The sequence below is a fragment of the Amaricoccus sp. genome (genome assembly GCF_017993425.1).
Classification (GTDB): Bacteria; Pseudomonadota; Alphaproteobacteria; order Rhodobacterales; family Rhodobacteraceae; genus Amaricoccus.
Window position 1 is genome coordinate 64,378 of the sequence record NZ_JAGOMQ010000006.1, and the last position, 14,098, is coordinate 78,475.

Here is a 14,098-nt window from a genome sequence, read left to right on the forward strand (position 1 = left end):
TCCCGACCTGCGGGAACGAGTCCCGCGGTTTCGACAAGCTGGGAGCCGGTCAGGCCTCGGCGGCCTCGACCAGCACCTCCCAGCGCTTGGTCTTCGAGATCGGCGCGCATTCCTGGATGCGCACCGTGTCGCCGACCTTGAAGCGGTTCTCCGGGTCGTGGGCCCGGTACTTCTTGGACGAGCGGACGGTCTTCTTCATCACCGGATGCGTGAAGCGCCGCTCGACGAGGACGGTCACCGTCTGCGCGTTCTTGTCGGAGGTCACGGTGCCCTGGAGGATACGCTTGGGCATGTCAGGCCTCCGCCTTCTGGCCGGCCGCGGCGGCAGCCTTCTGGTTCAGGATCGTCTTGACGCGGGCGGCGTCGCGGCGCACCGCCTCCATCCGCGCGGTGTTCTCCAGCTGGCCGGTCGCCTTCTGGAAGCGGAGGTTGAAGGCCTCCTTCTTGAGCCGCCCGAGCTCGTCGCGCAGCTGGTCGGGCGTCTTCGCCCGGAGATCGGCCGCTTTCATGGCCACGTCCTTTCAACATCGCCAGAGGGCCCCGACTTGGGGTCACCCTGATTCCGGCGGAGGTCATAGGTGAGCGCGCCCCTTACACGCATGCCCGGGCGGGCGCAACCTCGATTCCGGGAAGCCACGTCGGCCGAAGGAAAATCGCGCGGGGATCGACGCCGGCCGGGCCGGGGTCTATGCATGGACGAAACGATCTTGCCCGGGGGAGCCACGCCGTGAATCGAGAGGTGCCTGTAGTCATCCGTCCGGCGTTCGAGCAGGTCCTGCCGGAGCACGATCACTCCGGCGAGATCCTCGACCGCGCCGCCAACGCGCTCGCCGCCCGCTTCACCCTCGGCCTCTCCCCGGCCGCGCTCCGCGCCTCGTGGTCCGACTGGGCCTCGCACCTCGCCGCCTCCCCCGGCAAGCAGGCCGAGCTGATGCGCGAGGCGGTCCGCCAGGTGCTGCGCTTCCAGCTCTACGCGATGCAAGGCGGCGGCGCCTGCATCGAGCCGGCGGCGCAGGACCGGCGCTTCGCCGCCGAGGCCTGGCGGCGCCCGCCCTTCAACCTCATCCACCAGGCCTTCCTCCTCCAGCAGCAATGGTGGGCCGAGGCGACAACCGACGTGCGCGGCGTGACCCGCAAGCACGAGGCCGTGGTGTCCTTCGCCGCCCGCCAGATGCTCGACGTCTTCTCGCCTGCGAACTTCATGGCGACGAACCCGGAGGTGTGGCAGCGCACCGTCGAGTCCGGCGGCATGAACTTCGTCCGCGGCGCGCAGAACTGGTTCGGGGACCTCGCCCGCATGGTCGGCGGCAACGCCAATCCGCACCCGCAGGGCTTCGAGGTCGGCGTCGACGTGGCCGTCACGCCCGGCAAGGTCGTCTTCCGCAACCGGCTGATCGAGCTCATCCAGTACGCGCCGACCACCGCGAAGGTCCGCCCCCAGCCGGTGCTGATCACGCCGGCCTGGATCATGAAGTACTACGTCCTCGACCTCAGCCCGGGCAACAGCCTGGTGCGCTGGCTGGTCGACCAGGGCTTCACGGTGTTCATGATCTCCTGGCTCAATCCCGGCCCGGAGGGCCGCGACCTCGGCATGGAGGACTACCTGCGCGACGGCCAGATGGCGGCGATCGCCGCCGTGCAGGCGATCACCGGCTGCGACCGCGTCCATGCCTGCGGCTACTGCCTCGGCGGCACGCTCCTGACCATCGCCGCCGCGGCGATGGCGCGCGACGGCGACGACCGGCTCGCGACGATCACGCTCCTCGCCGCGCAGTCGGACTTCACCGAGGCGGGGGAGCTCACCCTCTTCATCAACGAGAGCCAGGTGAGCTTCCTCGAGGACATGATGTGGGAGCAGGGCTATCTCGACACCTGGCAGATGGCCGGGGCGTTCCAGCTCCTGCGCTCGCACGACCTGATCTGGTCGCGGCTGACGCGCGAGTACCTGCTCGGCGACCGCTCGGCCCCCAACGACCTGATGGCCTGGAACGCCGACGCCACCCGCCTGCCCTACCGCATGCATTCGCAGTATCTGCGGCGGCTCTTCCTCGACAACGACCTCGCCGAGGGCCGCTACAAGGTGGACGGCGCCGCGGTGGCGCTCTCCGACATCCGCACCCCGGTCTTCGCCGTCGGCACCGAGACCGACCACGTGGCGCCGTGGCGGTCGGCCTACAAGATCCACCGCCTGTTCGATTCCGAGGTGACCTTCGCGCTGACGAACGGCGGCCACAACGCCGGCGTCGTCTCCGAGCCCGGCCGCCGCGGCCGCCACTACCGCCTGCTCGAGACCCCGGCCCACGCGCCCTACCGCGACACCGACGCCTGGCTCGCCGTCGCGCCGTTCCACGAAGGCTCGTGGTGGGGAGCCTGGGCCGCCTGGCTGGGAGAGCGCTCCGGCCCCCCCGCCGCCCCGCCGCCCATGGGCGCGGGCAACCTCGGCTACCCCATCGTCTGCGACGCCCCCGGCACCTACGTGAAGGCCCCCTGATACGGTCACCGGCTGATTGACTCGGGGGAGGGGGATTCTGTCGCGAATCTCTTGGGTTACGATGTCTGCAACAAGACTCCGCCCGCTCCAGATTTCTCCCGGGACAGAACAGACGCCGCCCTTCGGGGCTGCGCAGCGCGCCGGGACCGTCAGGCCCGAGGCAGGATCTGCCTCAGGTCACGTGGCCCGCGGTCCGGTCGAGATGGGCGAGGACGGAGCGGGCCGCGCGCAGGCCCGGGGGCTCGCCGCCGCGGCCGAGGAGGTCCATCGCGCGGTCGCCGACGGCGCGCTGCGCGGCGGCCGCCGCGGGGTCGTCGAGGAGGCGCGCCAGCGCCGGGGCGAGACGCTCGGGGACGCACTCCTCCTGGAAGAACTCCGGCACCGTCCGCGTGCCGGTGACGAGGTTCACCAGCGTCGAGCTGTCGATGCGGATCATCCGCCGCGCGAAAGGGGCGGTCAGCGGATGCACCTTGTAGCCGATCGCCATCGGCGTCCCCTGCCCCGCCAGCTCGAGGCTCACCGTCCCGGAGGCGGCGAGGGCGGCATCCGCGGCGGCGAGCGCCGCCCGCTTGCGCGCCTCGGCCGCCGCCTGCGGCAGGCCGCGCGGGTCGAGGACCCGCGCCCCCGGCAGGGCAAGCGCAGCGGCGAGGTCGGCGACCGGCCCGACGGTCGGGATCACCGCCGCGAGGTCGGGCCGGTCGGCGCGCAGCCGGTCCCAGGTGGCGACGAAGGTCGCGCCCAACCGGCGAACCTCGCCCCGCCGCGATCCCGGCAGGAGCGCCAGCAGCCGCCGCCCCGGCGCAAGCCCCAGCTCCGCCCGCACCGCGGCGATCGCCTCCGGCCCGGCGCGCGGCACGGTGGCGAGCGGATGGCCGACGAAGTCGCAGGTCATGCCGGCCGCCTCCATGTAGGGCGGCTCGAAGGGCAGGAGCGCGAGGACGTGGTCGACGACCTCGGCCATCCTCGCCGCCCGCCCGGGCCGCCACGCCCAGACGCTCGGCGCGACGTAGTGGATCACCCGCAACCCCGGCAGCAATGCCCGCGCGCGCCGGGCGACCCGCAGCGTGAAGTCCGGGCTGTCGATGCCGATCAGCGCGTCCGGGCGCGAAGCGGCGACGGCGTCGCCGGTCTCGCGGATCCGCCGCAGCAGGCGCGGCAGCCGCGGCAGCACCTCGGCCACGCCCATCACCGAGAGCTCCTCCATCGGGAAGCGGCTCGCAAGCCCCGCCGCCGCCATCGCCGGCCCGCCAACGCCCTCGACCGTCACGCCCGGCGCGAGATCCCGCAGCCCGGCGATCAGCGCGCCGCCGAGCTGGTCGCCCGACGGCTCGCCGGCGACGATGAAGAGCCGCGGCCCCGCCATTCAGCCGGCGCGGCTCAGGGAGACGGCGCCGAAATGCGGCGGCGGAGGGCCGCCGCTGGATTTTCGGGGTCTCGGCGGGGTTCCGGCCGATCTCACAGCAGGTGCCCCGACTTCGCCGCCTTGGTGTCGAGGTAGCGCGCGTTGAACGGCGTCCGCCCGACCCGAAGCGGCACGCGCTCGGCGACGTCGAGGCCGCTGGCGCGCATCATCTCGACCTTGCGCGGGTTGTTGGTCATCAGCCGCACCGCGCCGAAACCCATGGCCCGCAGCATCTTCGCCCCGAGCCGGAAGTCGCGCTCGTCGTCCTCGAAGCCGAGCCGGTGGTTCGCCTCGACCGTGTCGAAGCCCTGATCCTGCAACGCATAGGCGCGCATCTTGTTGGCGAGCCCGATCCCCCTGCCCTCCTGGTTGAGGTAGAGGAGCACGCCCGCCCCCTCGGCGCCGATCTGCGCCAGCGCGGCGCGCAGCTGCGGCCCGCAGTCGCACTTGAGGCTGCCGAGGATGTCGCCGGTGAAGCAGGCGGAATGCAGCCGCGCCAGCACCGGCTTCGCCCGGTCGGGCGCGCCGATCTCGACGGCGTAGTGCTCCTCGGCGCCGTCCCGCGGCCGGAAGACGTGGACGCGGCCGGCCTGCGAGGCCTCGAGCGGCACCCGCGCCGCCGCCGCCTCGAGGAGCGGCCCCGCATCGGCGTCGACCGGCACCTCGCAGAGATCGAGACGACTCACGCCCGCTCCGCCCAAGCGGTCGAGCGCCTCGGGCGCGACCGGGGCGACCAGCGCCGCGGGCAGGAGATGCGCCTGCTTGCAGAGCGCGATGGCGGCGCGGTGGAGGGCCGCCGCCCCGCCGCGGCGGGCGATGAACGGCCCCTTCATCGGCCAGGCGAGGTCGGTCGAGGGATCCGCGACCGCCCGCACCCAGTCGACCCCTGCGTCGGCCGGCACGGCGACCCGGGCGAGGTCGCCGTCATAGGCGCGCGCCTTCAGCGTCTCGGCGCGGCGCACGGTCAGCGCGAGATCGACCGGGCCGAAGGCGTGCAGGTCGGCGAGCCGCTCCGCCGTCGCCGTCTCCGCGGCCAGCGCCAGCGCGGCCGCGTCGCCGCCGACGAGGCCGACGGCCGCGCCCATGCGCAGGTCGGCGCGGGCGCGGGCGAGGCGTTCGGCGGGGGAAAGGTCGAGCGACATGCGGTTCTGCCGGAACGGGGACGGGCGTCCTCGATACTGGCGCCTGACGGGAAATGAAACAATCCGCCCGCCACGGTCACACCGGCGCGAGCCCCGGGGCGCCGACGTTGCGCGGCCGCCGCCGCCGCCCGAGATGGCGGGCAGGAACGGAGGAAACGATGAGCGCTCTCAAGAAGATACTGATGGTGGACGACGACGCGGACCTGCGCGAGGCGCTTGCCGACCAGCTCGTGCTGACCGAGGAGTTCGACGTCTTCGAGGCCGGCGACGGCGAGGGCGGGCTCGCCCGGGCCAGGGAGCAGCACTACGACCTCGTCATCCTCGACGTCGGCCTGCCCGACATGGACGGGCGCGAGCTCTGCCGGCTGATGCGCAAGCAGGGGGTGAAGTGCCCGGTCATCATGCTGACCGGCCACACCACCGACGCGGACACCATCCTCGGTCTGGAGAGCGGCGCGAACGACTACGTGGCGAAGCCCTTCAAGCTGCCGGTGCTGCTCGCCCGCATCCGCGCGCAGCTGCGCCAGCACGAGCAGTCCGAGGACGCCGTCTTCGCCGTCGGCCCCTACACGTTCCGGCCGGCCGCCAAGCTCCTCCTCGACGAGAAGGAGCGCAAGATCCGGCTGACGGAGAAGGAGACCAACATCCTCAAGTACCTCTACCGCGCCAACGACGTGGTGGTGCCGCGCGACGAGCTGCTGCACGAGGTCTGGGGCTACAACAACGGCGTCACGACGCACACGCTGGAGACGCATATCTACCGGCTCCGGCAGAAGATCGAGCCCGATCCCGCGAACGCCCGAATCCTCGTCACCGAGCCCGGCGGCTACCGGCTGGTGGGCTGACGGGGCCAAGCGCGCCTCGCGCAGGGCCTCGGCCCCGCGCCGCGGCGCCCGGCTCCCGGGCCTGACGGGGAGCGCGGCGCCGCCCAGGGGTGGGAGCGGCGCCGCGCCATTTTTGCTGTTTGCGTGCCCGCGGGATCCTCCAACGGAGCCGCCGACCGCCAGGAGGCCGGGCATGCCTGCAGGTGCGGGACCCCGTCGCCGGCCGCCCGCCGGGGCCGCATGCCGCGGGCCGCAAGACCCCGGCGCGTCGCGCCGGCGCCGGCACGGTTTCGCGAGCGGGCGCAGCCGGGGACCGGCGCGGGTTGATCCGTCGCCGGGGCTGGCCTAAGCACCCGCTCGATTTGCATTCGGCACAGGGGAAAGATGCGGCTGCGGGCGATCGCCTTCGTCGTCCTGGCGCTCGGGGGCGCGGCCGCGGGCGCGCTCTGGCTGGGCGACCGCGCGGCGCGCGAGGTCGAGGACCGGACGCGGACGCAGGCGACGACGGCGCTGGCGGCCGCCGGCGAGGTCTGGGCCACTGCGGAGACCGACGGGCTGATCCTGCGGCTGGACGGCGCGGCCCCCGACGAGGCGAGCCGGGTGCGCGCCGTGGAGATCGTGCGCGGGGTGGTCGACCCGCGCCGGGTCGAGGACCGGACCACGCTGGCCGCCGCCCCGACCCCGCCGCCCGCGCCCGCCTTCGCGCTGGAGCTGCTGCGCACCGGCGACGAGGTGACGGCCATCGGCCTCGCGCCCGCCGGGGCGGCGCCCGACGCCGGCGACCTGCCCGGACGGCCCGTCGACATGGTGGAGCGCGTCGACGCGCCTGCCCCGGCGGGTTGGCAGGCGGCGCTCGACCTCGGTCTCGCCGCCCTGGCCGCGTTGCCCGGGGCGCGGGTCGCGGTAGCGCCCGGCCGGGTGGAGGTGACGGGCCTCGTCGAGGACGACGCCGCCCGCGCCGCGGTCGAGGCGCGGCTGACGGCGGCGCGGCCCGAGGGCGTGGCGCTGACCCTCGACGTCGAGGCCCCGCGGCCGGCGATCGCCCCCTACCGCTTCGAGCTCGCGCTCAGGGACGGGCTTCCGGAGCTCGCGGCCTGCGCGGCTCCCTCCGGGGCGGACGCCGCCGCGATCCTCGCCGCGGCCCGGACGCCGGGCGGCGATTGCGCGATCGGTCCCGGCGCGCCTTCCCCCGAATGGCCGCAGGCGGCCGCGGCGGGCGCGGCGGCGCTCCGGGCGCTGGCCGGCGGGCGCTTCACCCTCGAGGACGAGACGGCGACCCTCGCCGCCCCGCAAGGCGCCGACCCCGGCCACGTCGCCGCGGCGCGGGCCGACCTCGCCGCCGCGCTGCCCGAGGGCTTCACGCTCGCCCCCGACCCGACCCCGCCCTCCGCCCCGACCGAGGCGCCCGCGCCCCCGCCGCCCGTGGCGGCGCGCTTCGTGGCGGAGCTCGACGAAGGCGGCGGCCTGCGCATCGCCGGCCCGGCCGGCGACGCGGCGTCGCGCGCCGCGGTCGCGACGGTGGCGGCGGCGCTCTTCGGCCCGGACCGGGTCGAGGACGCCACGGCGCCGGCGCAGAACCTGCCGGAGGGCTGGACGGCCCGCCTCCTCGCCGGCGTCGAGGCGCTCGCGGTGCTGAAGACGGGCCGGCTGGAGATGACCCCCGACGCCGCCGAGATCGCCGGCGAGGCGCCCGGCCCCGACGGCGCCGGACGGGTGCGGTCGATCCTCTCCGAGGGCGCGCCCGGGGCGCTCAAGGTCGCGGTCCGCTTCGACGCCGCCGCGGCGGCGGCCGAGGCGCGGGCGCGCGCCGTCGCCGCCGACCCGGCGGGAACCTGCGCCGCCGACGTCGCCGCGGCGCTCGCCGCGACGCCCGTCGTCTTCGCCGCCGGCTCCGCCGAGCTGGAGCCGGAGGGCGAGGCGGCGGTCGCCGCGCTCGCCGCCACCCTCGCCGCCTGCCCGCCCCTCGACTTCGAGGTCGGCGGCCATACCGACGGCGCCGGCGATCCCGCCCGCAACCTCGCGCTGAGCGAGGCGCGGGCCGAGGCGGTCAAGGCGGCGCTCGACGCCGCCGACCTGCCGCAGATGCGCTTCACCGCCAAGGGCTACGGCTCCGACCGGCCGGTCGCCCCCAACGACACGCCCGAGGGCCGCACCGCCAACCGCCGGATCGAGCTGACCCTGCTCACCCCGAGGCTCGAGCCGGCGGAGCCGCCGCCCGCGCCGCCCGTCCCCTACGAGGAGCCCGCCTTTGGACCGCGATGAGCTGACCCTGATCATCGCCGGCGCGCTCGCCGCCGCCGTGCTCCTCGGCTGGATCATCGGCGCGATCGGCGCGCGGCTCGGCTCCGGCGGCGGCGCCCGCGACCTCGCCGCCCGGCTCGCGCAGAGCGAGGAGGCGCGGCGCAGCGCCGAGGCCCGCCTCGCCGAGATCGAGACCGACCTCGCCGCCCGCCTCCGCGAGACCGAGGCCGAGCGCGCCTCGGCGGAGGACGCCCTCGCCCGCGAGCGCGCCGCCGCCGAGGCCATCCGCGCCGCCTACCGCACGACGACCGGCTCCGACCCCGCCGCCTGACGCGCCGCCAAGGGCGCCCCGGCGAGGGCCTGTTCTCCGGAGCCACCGTCGCGTTGATGCCGGAAAGGGTCGCGGGCCCCCGAGTCGTCAAGGATTTACCGGCGCTGGCGCCGGCGCCGCAGGCGTCCTTGACGACTCGGGGGCCCGCGACCCAGGCATCAATCAACGCGGCGGCGGCTCCGGGGAACAGGCCCGGGGGTTGTTCCCTGGTGAACCCGAGCCCCCTTCCGCGCGCGTCCTCGCGCGTCGGCGCGAGGGGGGCTCGATGCCCCCCTCGCGCCGGCCCCCGTCAGGCGCCGGAGCCCCAGCGCGCCAAGGCGGCCTCGTCGCTCTCGCGGGCGTCGACCCAGGCCGCGCCCGCCGCGGTGGTCTCCTTCTTCCAGAAAGGCGCGCGCGACTTCAGGAAGTCCATCAGGAACTCCGCCGCCTCGAAGGCCGCCTGGCGATTCGCGGACGCCGTCGCCACCATCATGATCTGCTCGCCGACCGCGAGCGGCCCGTAGCGGTGGACGATCAGGCTCGCCTGCAGCGGCCAGCGCGCCCGCGCCTCCGCCTCGATCGCCGCCAGCGCCTTCTCCGTCATCGCCGGATAATGCTCGAGCTCGAACCCGGTCAGCCGCCCGGCCATGTCGCGCACCAGCCCGGTGAAGCTCACCAGCGCGCCGATGTCGGTCCGCCCGGCCCGCAAGGCGGCGAGCTCGGCGCCGAGGTCGAAGTCCTCGCGCTGGACCCGGATCGTCATCGCCGGGCGGCCATCAGCCGCCGGTCATCGGCGGGAAGAACGCCACCTCGCGCACGCCCGCGAGCGGCGCGTCGAGCCCGGCGAGCTCCTGGTCGACCGCGACCCGCACCGCGGCCATGTCGGCGAAGGCGGCGGCGTAGCGCGGCTCGCGCGCGGCGAGCTCGTCCACCAGCTCCGCCACCGTCGCCGCCCCGGTCTCCACCGCCTCGCCCGGCAGCCCGACCCGCTCGCGCAGCCAGGCGAAGTAGAGGACGCGGAGCGTCATCGCTGCTGCCGGTCGCGCAGGAAGGGCATCGCCTTCATCAGGTAGTCGTAGCCGGTCATCAGCGTCAGCAACCCGGCGATCCAGATCAGGATCAGCCCGCCGTTCGACAGGATCCAGGCCATCCAGTCGTGGAACCAGTCGCTCACCCAGGGCGCGTTGTGCCGCCGGTCGTACTCGAAGACGCCCGCGAGCAGCAGCACCGGGATCGCCACCATCTGCGCCGTGGTCTTCCACTTGGCGAGATAGGTCACCTTGAGCTTGCCGGCCTTCGCCCCGAGGAACTCGCGCAGGCCCGAGACGAAGATCTCGCGCAGCAGGATGAACGCCACCGGCACCAGGATCAGCGCCTTCATGCCCCAGAGACCGACGATCACGGCGAGCGCGATCACCACCATCGCCTTGTCGGCGATCGGGTCCATCATCCGCCCGAAGTTCGATTCCTGCTTCCACGCCCGGGCGATCTTGCCGTCGATCCAGTCGGTCAGCGCCGCGAGGATGAAGAGCCCGAAGGCGATCCAGTCGGCATAGGGACGGTCGAAGATGGCGAAGGCCAGCGCCACGCCGGGCGCCGCGGCAAGCCGCAGGACGGTCAGGATGTTGGGGATCGTCCAGGTCATGCAGCCCGCCTCCTCGGGCCCCTCACCCCGGATATAGCGCGTCACCGCTCCCCATGGAAGAAGCCGTGGATCGCCTCGGCGAGGGCGTCGGAAATCCCCGGCGCGGCCTTCAGATCCGCGAGCCCCGCCCGCGCCACCGCCTTGGCCGAGCCGAAATGCGCGAGCAACGCCCGCTTGCGCGCCGCGCCCACCCCCGGCACCTCGTCGAGCGGCGTCGCCCGCGTCTGCGCCGCCCGCTTCGCCCGGTGCGCGCCGATCGCGAAGCGGTGCGCCTCGTCGCGCAGCCGCTGCACGAAGTAGAGCACCGGGTCGCGGTGGCCGAGCGCCATCGGCGGCCGGCCCGGCCGGTGGAACTCCTCCTTGCCGGCGTCGCGGTCGACGCCCTTGGCGACGCCGACGATCGCCACGTCCTCGATCCCGAGCTCCTCCAGCGCCGCCCTGGCCGCCGCCACCTGCCCCGGCCCGCCGTCGATCAGCACCAGATCCGGCCAGGTCTCGCCCTTGCCCTCGCCCTCCTCGCGCGCCAGCCGCGCGAAGCGCCGCGTCAGCACCTCGCGCATCATCCCGAAGTCGTCGCCCGGGGTCAGGTCCGTGCCCTTGATGTTGAACTTGCGGTACTGCGACTTCACGAAGCCCTCCGGCCCCGCGACGATCATCGCGCCGACCGCGTGCGCGCCCATGATGTGGCTGTTGTCGTAGACCTCGATCCGCTCGGGCGGCCCCTCGAGCCCGAAGGCCTCGGCGACGCCGTCGAGCAGCGCCGCCTGGCTCGCGCTCTCCGCCATCCGCCGCGCCAGCGCCTCGCGGGCGTTCCTCGCCGCCTGCTCGACCAGCCGCGCCTTCTCGCCCCGCTGCGGCACCGCGATCTCCACCCGGCGCCCGAGCTGCGCGGAGAGCGCCTCGGCGAGCAGGTCGGCGTTGTCGGGCGGATGGCTGAGCAGGATGGCGCGCGCCGGCGTCTTGTTGCCGTAGAACTGCCCCAGGAAGGCCTCGAGGATCTCGCCCGCGTCGATTCCCGCCCCCGCCCGGGGGAAATAGGCGCGGTTGCCCCAGTTCTGGTTGGCCCGGATGAAGAACACCTGCACGGAGGCATGGCCCCCCTCCTGCCACAGCGCCACCACGTCCGCCTCCTCGACGCCCTCGGGGTTCACCCCCTGGCTCGCCTGCACCGCCGTCAGCGCCCGGATGCGGTCGCGCAGCGCCGCGGCGCGCTCGAACTCCATCGCCGCCGCCGCCTCGCCCATCTCGCGCGCCAGCGCCTCCTGCACCCGCGTCGACTTGCCGGAGAGAAAGAGCGCCGCGTCCTCGACCAGCGCCCCGTACTCCGCCTCGCCGATCAGCCCGACGCAGGGCGCGCTGCACCGCCGGATCTGGTGCAGGAGGCACGGCCGCGTCCGGCTCTCGAACATCGGCTCGGAGCAGGTCCGGAGCAGGAACGCCTTCTGCAGCTGGTTGATCGTGCGGTTGACCGCGCCCGCCCCGGCGAAGGGCCCGAAGTAGCGCCCCTTCTCCTTGCGCAGCCCGCGATGCTTGGCGATGCGCGGGAAGGGGTGGTCGCCGGTCAGCAGGATCGAAGGGAAGCTCTTGTCGTCCCGCAGGAGCACGTTGAAGCGCGGCTTCAGCTGCTTGATCAGGTTCTGCTCGAGCAGCAGCGCCTCGGTCTCGGTCTCCGTCGTCAGGAACATCATCGACGCCGTGGCCGAGATCATTCGCGCTATGCGTGCGCTGTGCCCCACCGGCTTGGCGTAGGAGGCCACGCGCTTCCTGAGGCTGCGGGCCTTGCCGACGTAGAGGACGTCGCCCTTCTGGTCGAGCATCCGGTAGACGCCGGGCTTGTCGGCGAGGCGGCGGATATAGTCGCGGATCACCTCGTGGCCAAGCCGCACGGGGCCGCGGGCGACGCCGTCCTCGTCGAAAACCGGCTGGTCGTGTGGCGGGTCGGAGGTCACTTTTGGGTCGCGGTCGCTGACTGATTCCGCGGTCTCGTTGCCTGCGGGGAGGCCACATTGCAAGTCCGAAGGTATCCCCGGAATCTGTGGATAAGTCTGTGAGGAAAAACCCGGCGTCGCGGCTTTCCCCAGCGATTCAAGCCCGTTTTCGTGATTGTCTGAATTTTAGGCACATAGGCAAGCAACTGTTTTTGCAAAGGAAATTTTAGGCCGTTAACTAAAATTCTGATAACGTTGACAGAATCGTAACGATTTCGCGATCGCTTCCCGGGCGGTGGAAAGTCAAGGGCGGGGCGGCCGGAAACCCGCCCTGGAAGGGCTCGCAATCACTCAACCCCGAGGACGTCGGCGGTGCGCCAGGCGAGGTGCTGGCCGCCGTCGACGCAGACGAGCTGGCCCGTCACGCCCGGCGCGTCGAGCAGGAAGCGCAGCGCCGCACAGATCTCCGCCTCCGAGGCCCCGCGCCCGAGCGCCGTGGCCGCGCGCTGGCGGCGAAAGTGCTCCTCCGACTGCCGATCCGCCCGCAGCGTCGGGCCGGGACCGATGGCGTTGACGCGGACATGCGGCGCAAGCCCCTGCGCCGCGGTGCGGGTCAGCGCCCAGAGCCCCATCTTCGCGATCGTATAGGTTGCAAACTCCGGCGTGAGCTTCCGCACCCGCTGGTCGATCACGTTGACGATTGCGGCCCGCGCCACCGGCTCGCCGGCCGCATCGGGCACGGCGCGCGGGGCCTGCGCCGCGAAGGCCTGGATCAGCTCGAAGGGCGCCCGCAGGTTCGAGCCGATGTGGCGGTCCCAGCTCTCCCAGGTCGCCGTCTCGATCGTGTCGTGCTCGAAGATCGAGGCGTTGTTAACCAGCACGTCGAGCGGTCCGCCGAGCGCCGCCGCCGCCTCCGGAACGAGCCGCGCCGTCGCCGCGCGGTCGAGGAGGTCCGCCTGGAGCGCCGCCGCCCCAACGCCGAGCGCCCGCGCCTCCGCCGCCACCGCCTCCGCCTCGTCGCGGCTGGCGTTGTAGTGGACGGCGACCGCGGTCCCGCGCGCGGCGAGATCGAGCGCCATCGCCCGGCCGAGCCGGCGTCCGCCGCCGGTGACCAGCGCGGCGCGGTGGATCACCTGCCCTCGCAGTCGCAGCGGGCCCCGGCGACCACCCAGGCCCCGCAGGACGGGCACTTGCGCGCCGTCTCGACCGCGCGCCGGGGCGGCTTCGGCCGGCTGGCGCGGCCGCGCGCGGCGAGGCTCGCCAGCACGGCGACGGCGAGGAGCAGGACGGCGAGCTTGACGGTCATGGCGCCGCCAGCCCGAACCGCGCCCAGAGCGCGCGATCCTCGAGCCCGCCGAGCGCCTCGGCGACCCCGGGCAGCCCCAGCCGGCGGATCAGCGGCCGCCGCGGCGCGACGACGCGGAAGCGGAAGTCCTCGCCGTAGAGCCGGCGCATCGTCGGCGCGAGATGGCCCACCTCGTCGGCCAGCCCGACCTCGACCGCGTCGGCGCCGATCCAGATGTCGCCGGAAAAGAGATCGTCACCCTTCAGCCGGTCGCCGCGCCGCGCCTTCACCTGCTCAATGAAGTTGCCGTGGATAACCGCCTGCAACCGCTTCAGCCGCTCGACGTCCTCGGGCCGTTCCGGCCGGAACGGGTCGAGCAGGCTCTTGTCGGCCCCGGCGGTGTGCAGCCGCCGCTCGACGCCGTGCCGCGCGATCAGATCCTGAAACCCGAACGACGCCGAGATCACCCCGATCGAGCCGAGGATCGAGTTCGGATCGACATGGATGCGGTCCGCCGCCGTGGCGAGCCAGTAGCCGCCCGAGGCGGCGACGTCCTCGACGAAGGCATGGACCGGAATCCGCTTCTCGTCGGCGGCGCGGCGGATGCGCGCGGCGATCAGGCTCGACTGCGCGGGGCTCCCCCCCGGCGAGTTGATCGACAGCGCGACGGCGAGCGGCCGGCCCCGCGAGAAGGCCGCGTCGATGAGCGGCGCGACGGCCGCGTCGGAGAGCGCGGGCGCGCCGAGCCGCTGGCCCGCGCCGATCGCCCCTTCGAGCCGGAGCACCGCGACGACGCCACGCCGGCGCAGGAGACTGAGCGGGTTTCTCAT

Annotated in this window: 15 protein-coding genes; 4 read left to right on the top strand and 11 right to left on the bottom strand. The window is 73.9% G+C overall.

Annotated features, from left to right (window positions below):
* Positions 1 to 49: 49 nt before the first annotated feature.
* Both rpsQ and rpmC read right to left on the bottom strand, forming a co-directional pair.
* On the bottom strand, positions 50 to 292 hold the full coding sequence (gene rpsQ / locus KBB57_RS04500; protein WP_290747327.1) for a 30S ribosomal protein S17: 243 nt from the start codon (positions 290 to 292) through the stop codon (positions 50 to 52).
* 1 nt (position 293) lies between these two features.
* Positions 294 to 509 carry a 50S ribosomal protein L29 gene (gene rpmC, locus KBB57_RS04505; protein ID WP_290747329.1) on the bottom strand — a complete coding sequence of 72 codons (216 nt, stop codon included), beginning with the start codon at positions 507 to 509 and terminating at the stop codon, positions 294 to 296.
* A gap of 230 nt (positions 510 to 739) precedes the next feature.
* Here rpmC and KBB57_RS04510 point away from each other — a divergent pair, with 230 nt between their 5' ends.
* A complete protein-coding gene (locus KBB57_RS04510) occupies positions 740 to 2,491 on the top strand; it encodes an alpha/beta fold hydrolase (RefSeq protein WP_290747331.1) in 1,752 nt (583 codons plus the stop codon).
* 172 nt (positions 2,492 to 2,663) lie between these two features.
* On the opposite strand, the gene lpxB is transcribed toward KBB57_RS04510, so the two are convergent.
* Both lpxB and ribA read right to left on the bottom strand, forming a co-directional pair.
* Positions 2,664 to 3,854 carry a lipid-A-disaccharide synthase gene (lpxB, locus tag KBB57_RS04515; protein WP_290747333.1) on the bottom strand — a complete coding sequence of 397 codons (1,191 nt, stop codon included), beginning with the start codon at positions 3,852 to 3,854 and terminating at the stop codon, positions 2,664 to 2,666.
* Between the two features lie 92 nt (positions 3,855 to 3,946).
* Positions 3,947 to 5,035 (bottom strand): GTP cyclohydrolase II, encoded by a 1,089-nt coding sequence (gene ribA / locus KBB57_RS04520; RefSeq protein ID WP_290747336.1) that lies wholly within the window; start codon positions 5,033 to 5,035, stop codon positions 3,947 to 3,949.
* A gap of 158 nt (positions 5,036 to 5,193) precedes the next feature.
* Here ribA and KBB57_RS04525 point away from each other — a divergent pair, with 158 nt between their 5' ends.
* The 3 genes from KBB57_RS04525 to KBB57_RS04535 all read left to right on the top strand — a co-directional run bounded on the left by KBB57_RS04525 (position 5,194) and on the right by KBB57_RS04535 (position 8,431).
* Positions 5,194 to 5,880: a response regulator transcription factor gene (locus KBB57_RS04525; RefSeq protein ID WP_290747338.1), complete on the top strand. Its 687-nt coding sequence runs from the start codon at positions 5,194 to 5,196 to the stop codon at positions 5,878 to 5,880.
* Positions 5,881 to 6,243: 363 nt separating this feature from the next.
* A complete protein-coding gene (locus tag KBB57_RS04530; RefSeq protein ID WP_290747340.1) occupies positions 6,244 to 8,121 on the top strand; it encodes an OmpA family protein in 1,878 nt (625 codons plus the stop codon).
* Positions 8,108 to 8,431 (top strand): hypothetical protein, encoded by a 324-nt coding sequence (locus KBB57_RS04535; RefSeq protein WP_290747342.1) that lies wholly within the window; start codon positions 8,108 to 8,110, stop codon positions 8,429 to 8,431. Before KBB57_RS04530 ends, KBB57_RS04535 begins: the two co-directional genes overlap by 14 nt.
* A 289-nt stretch (positions 8,432 to 8,720) precedes the next feature.
* On the opposite strand, the gene KBB57_RS04540 is transcribed toward KBB57_RS04535, so the two are convergent.
* From KBB57_RS04540 to KBB57_RS04570, 7 genes are all read right to left on the bottom strand, one after another.
* Positions 8,721 to 9,173 carry a molybdenum cofactor biosynthesis protein MoaE gene (locus tag KBB57_RS04540; protein ID WP_290747343.1) on the bottom strand — a complete coding sequence of 151 codons (453 nt, stop codon included), beginning with the start codon at positions 9,171 to 9,173 and terminating at the stop codon, positions 8,721 to 8,723.
* 13 nt (positions 9,174 to 9,186) lie between these two features.
* On the bottom strand, positions 9,187 to 9,438 hold the full coding sequence (moaD, locus tag KBB57_RS04545; RefSeq protein ID WP_290747344.1) for a molybdopterin converting factor subunit 1: 252 nt from the start codon (positions 9,436 to 9,438) through the stop codon (positions 9,187 to 9,189).
* Positions 9,435 to 10,055, bottom strand: coding sequence for a CDP-diacylglycerol--glycerol-3-phosphate 3-phosphatidyltransferase (gene pgsA, locus KBB57_RS04550; protein ID WP_290747345.1), 621 nt, complete (start codon positions 10,053 to 10,055; stop codon positions 9,435 to 9,437). Before pgsA ends, moaD begins: the two co-directional genes overlap by 4 nt.
* Before the next feature lie 41 nt (positions 10,056 to 10,096).
* A complete protein-coding gene (gene uvrC / locus KBB57_RS04555; RefSeq protein WP_290747402.1) occupies positions 10,097 to 11,941 on the bottom strand; it encodes an excinuclease ABC subunit UvrC in 1,845 nt (614 codons plus the stop codon).
* A 389-nt stretch (positions 11,942 to 12,330) separates the two neighbouring features.
* Positions 12,331 to 13,113, bottom strand: coding sequence for an SDR family oxidoreductase (locus tag KBB57_RS04560; protein ID WP_290747403.1), 783 nt, complete (start codon positions 13,111 to 13,113; stop codon positions 12,331 to 12,333).
* Positions 13,113 to 13,289: a hypothetical protein gene (locus KBB57_RS04565; protein ID WP_290747346.1), complete on the bottom strand. Its 177-nt coding sequence runs from the start codon at positions 13,287 to 13,289 to the stop codon at positions 13,113 to 13,115. The genes KBB57_RS04560 and KBB57_RS04565 overlap by 1 nt, the downstream gene beginning before the upstream one ends.
* Positions 13,286 to 14,098 (bottom strand): S49 family peptidase, encoded by an 813-nt coding sequence (locus KBB57_RS04570; RefSeq protein ID WP_290747347.1) that lies wholly within the window; start codon positions 14,096 to 14,098, stop codon positions 13,286 to 13,288. Before KBB57_RS04570 ends, KBB57_RS04565 begins: the two co-directional genes overlap by 4 nt.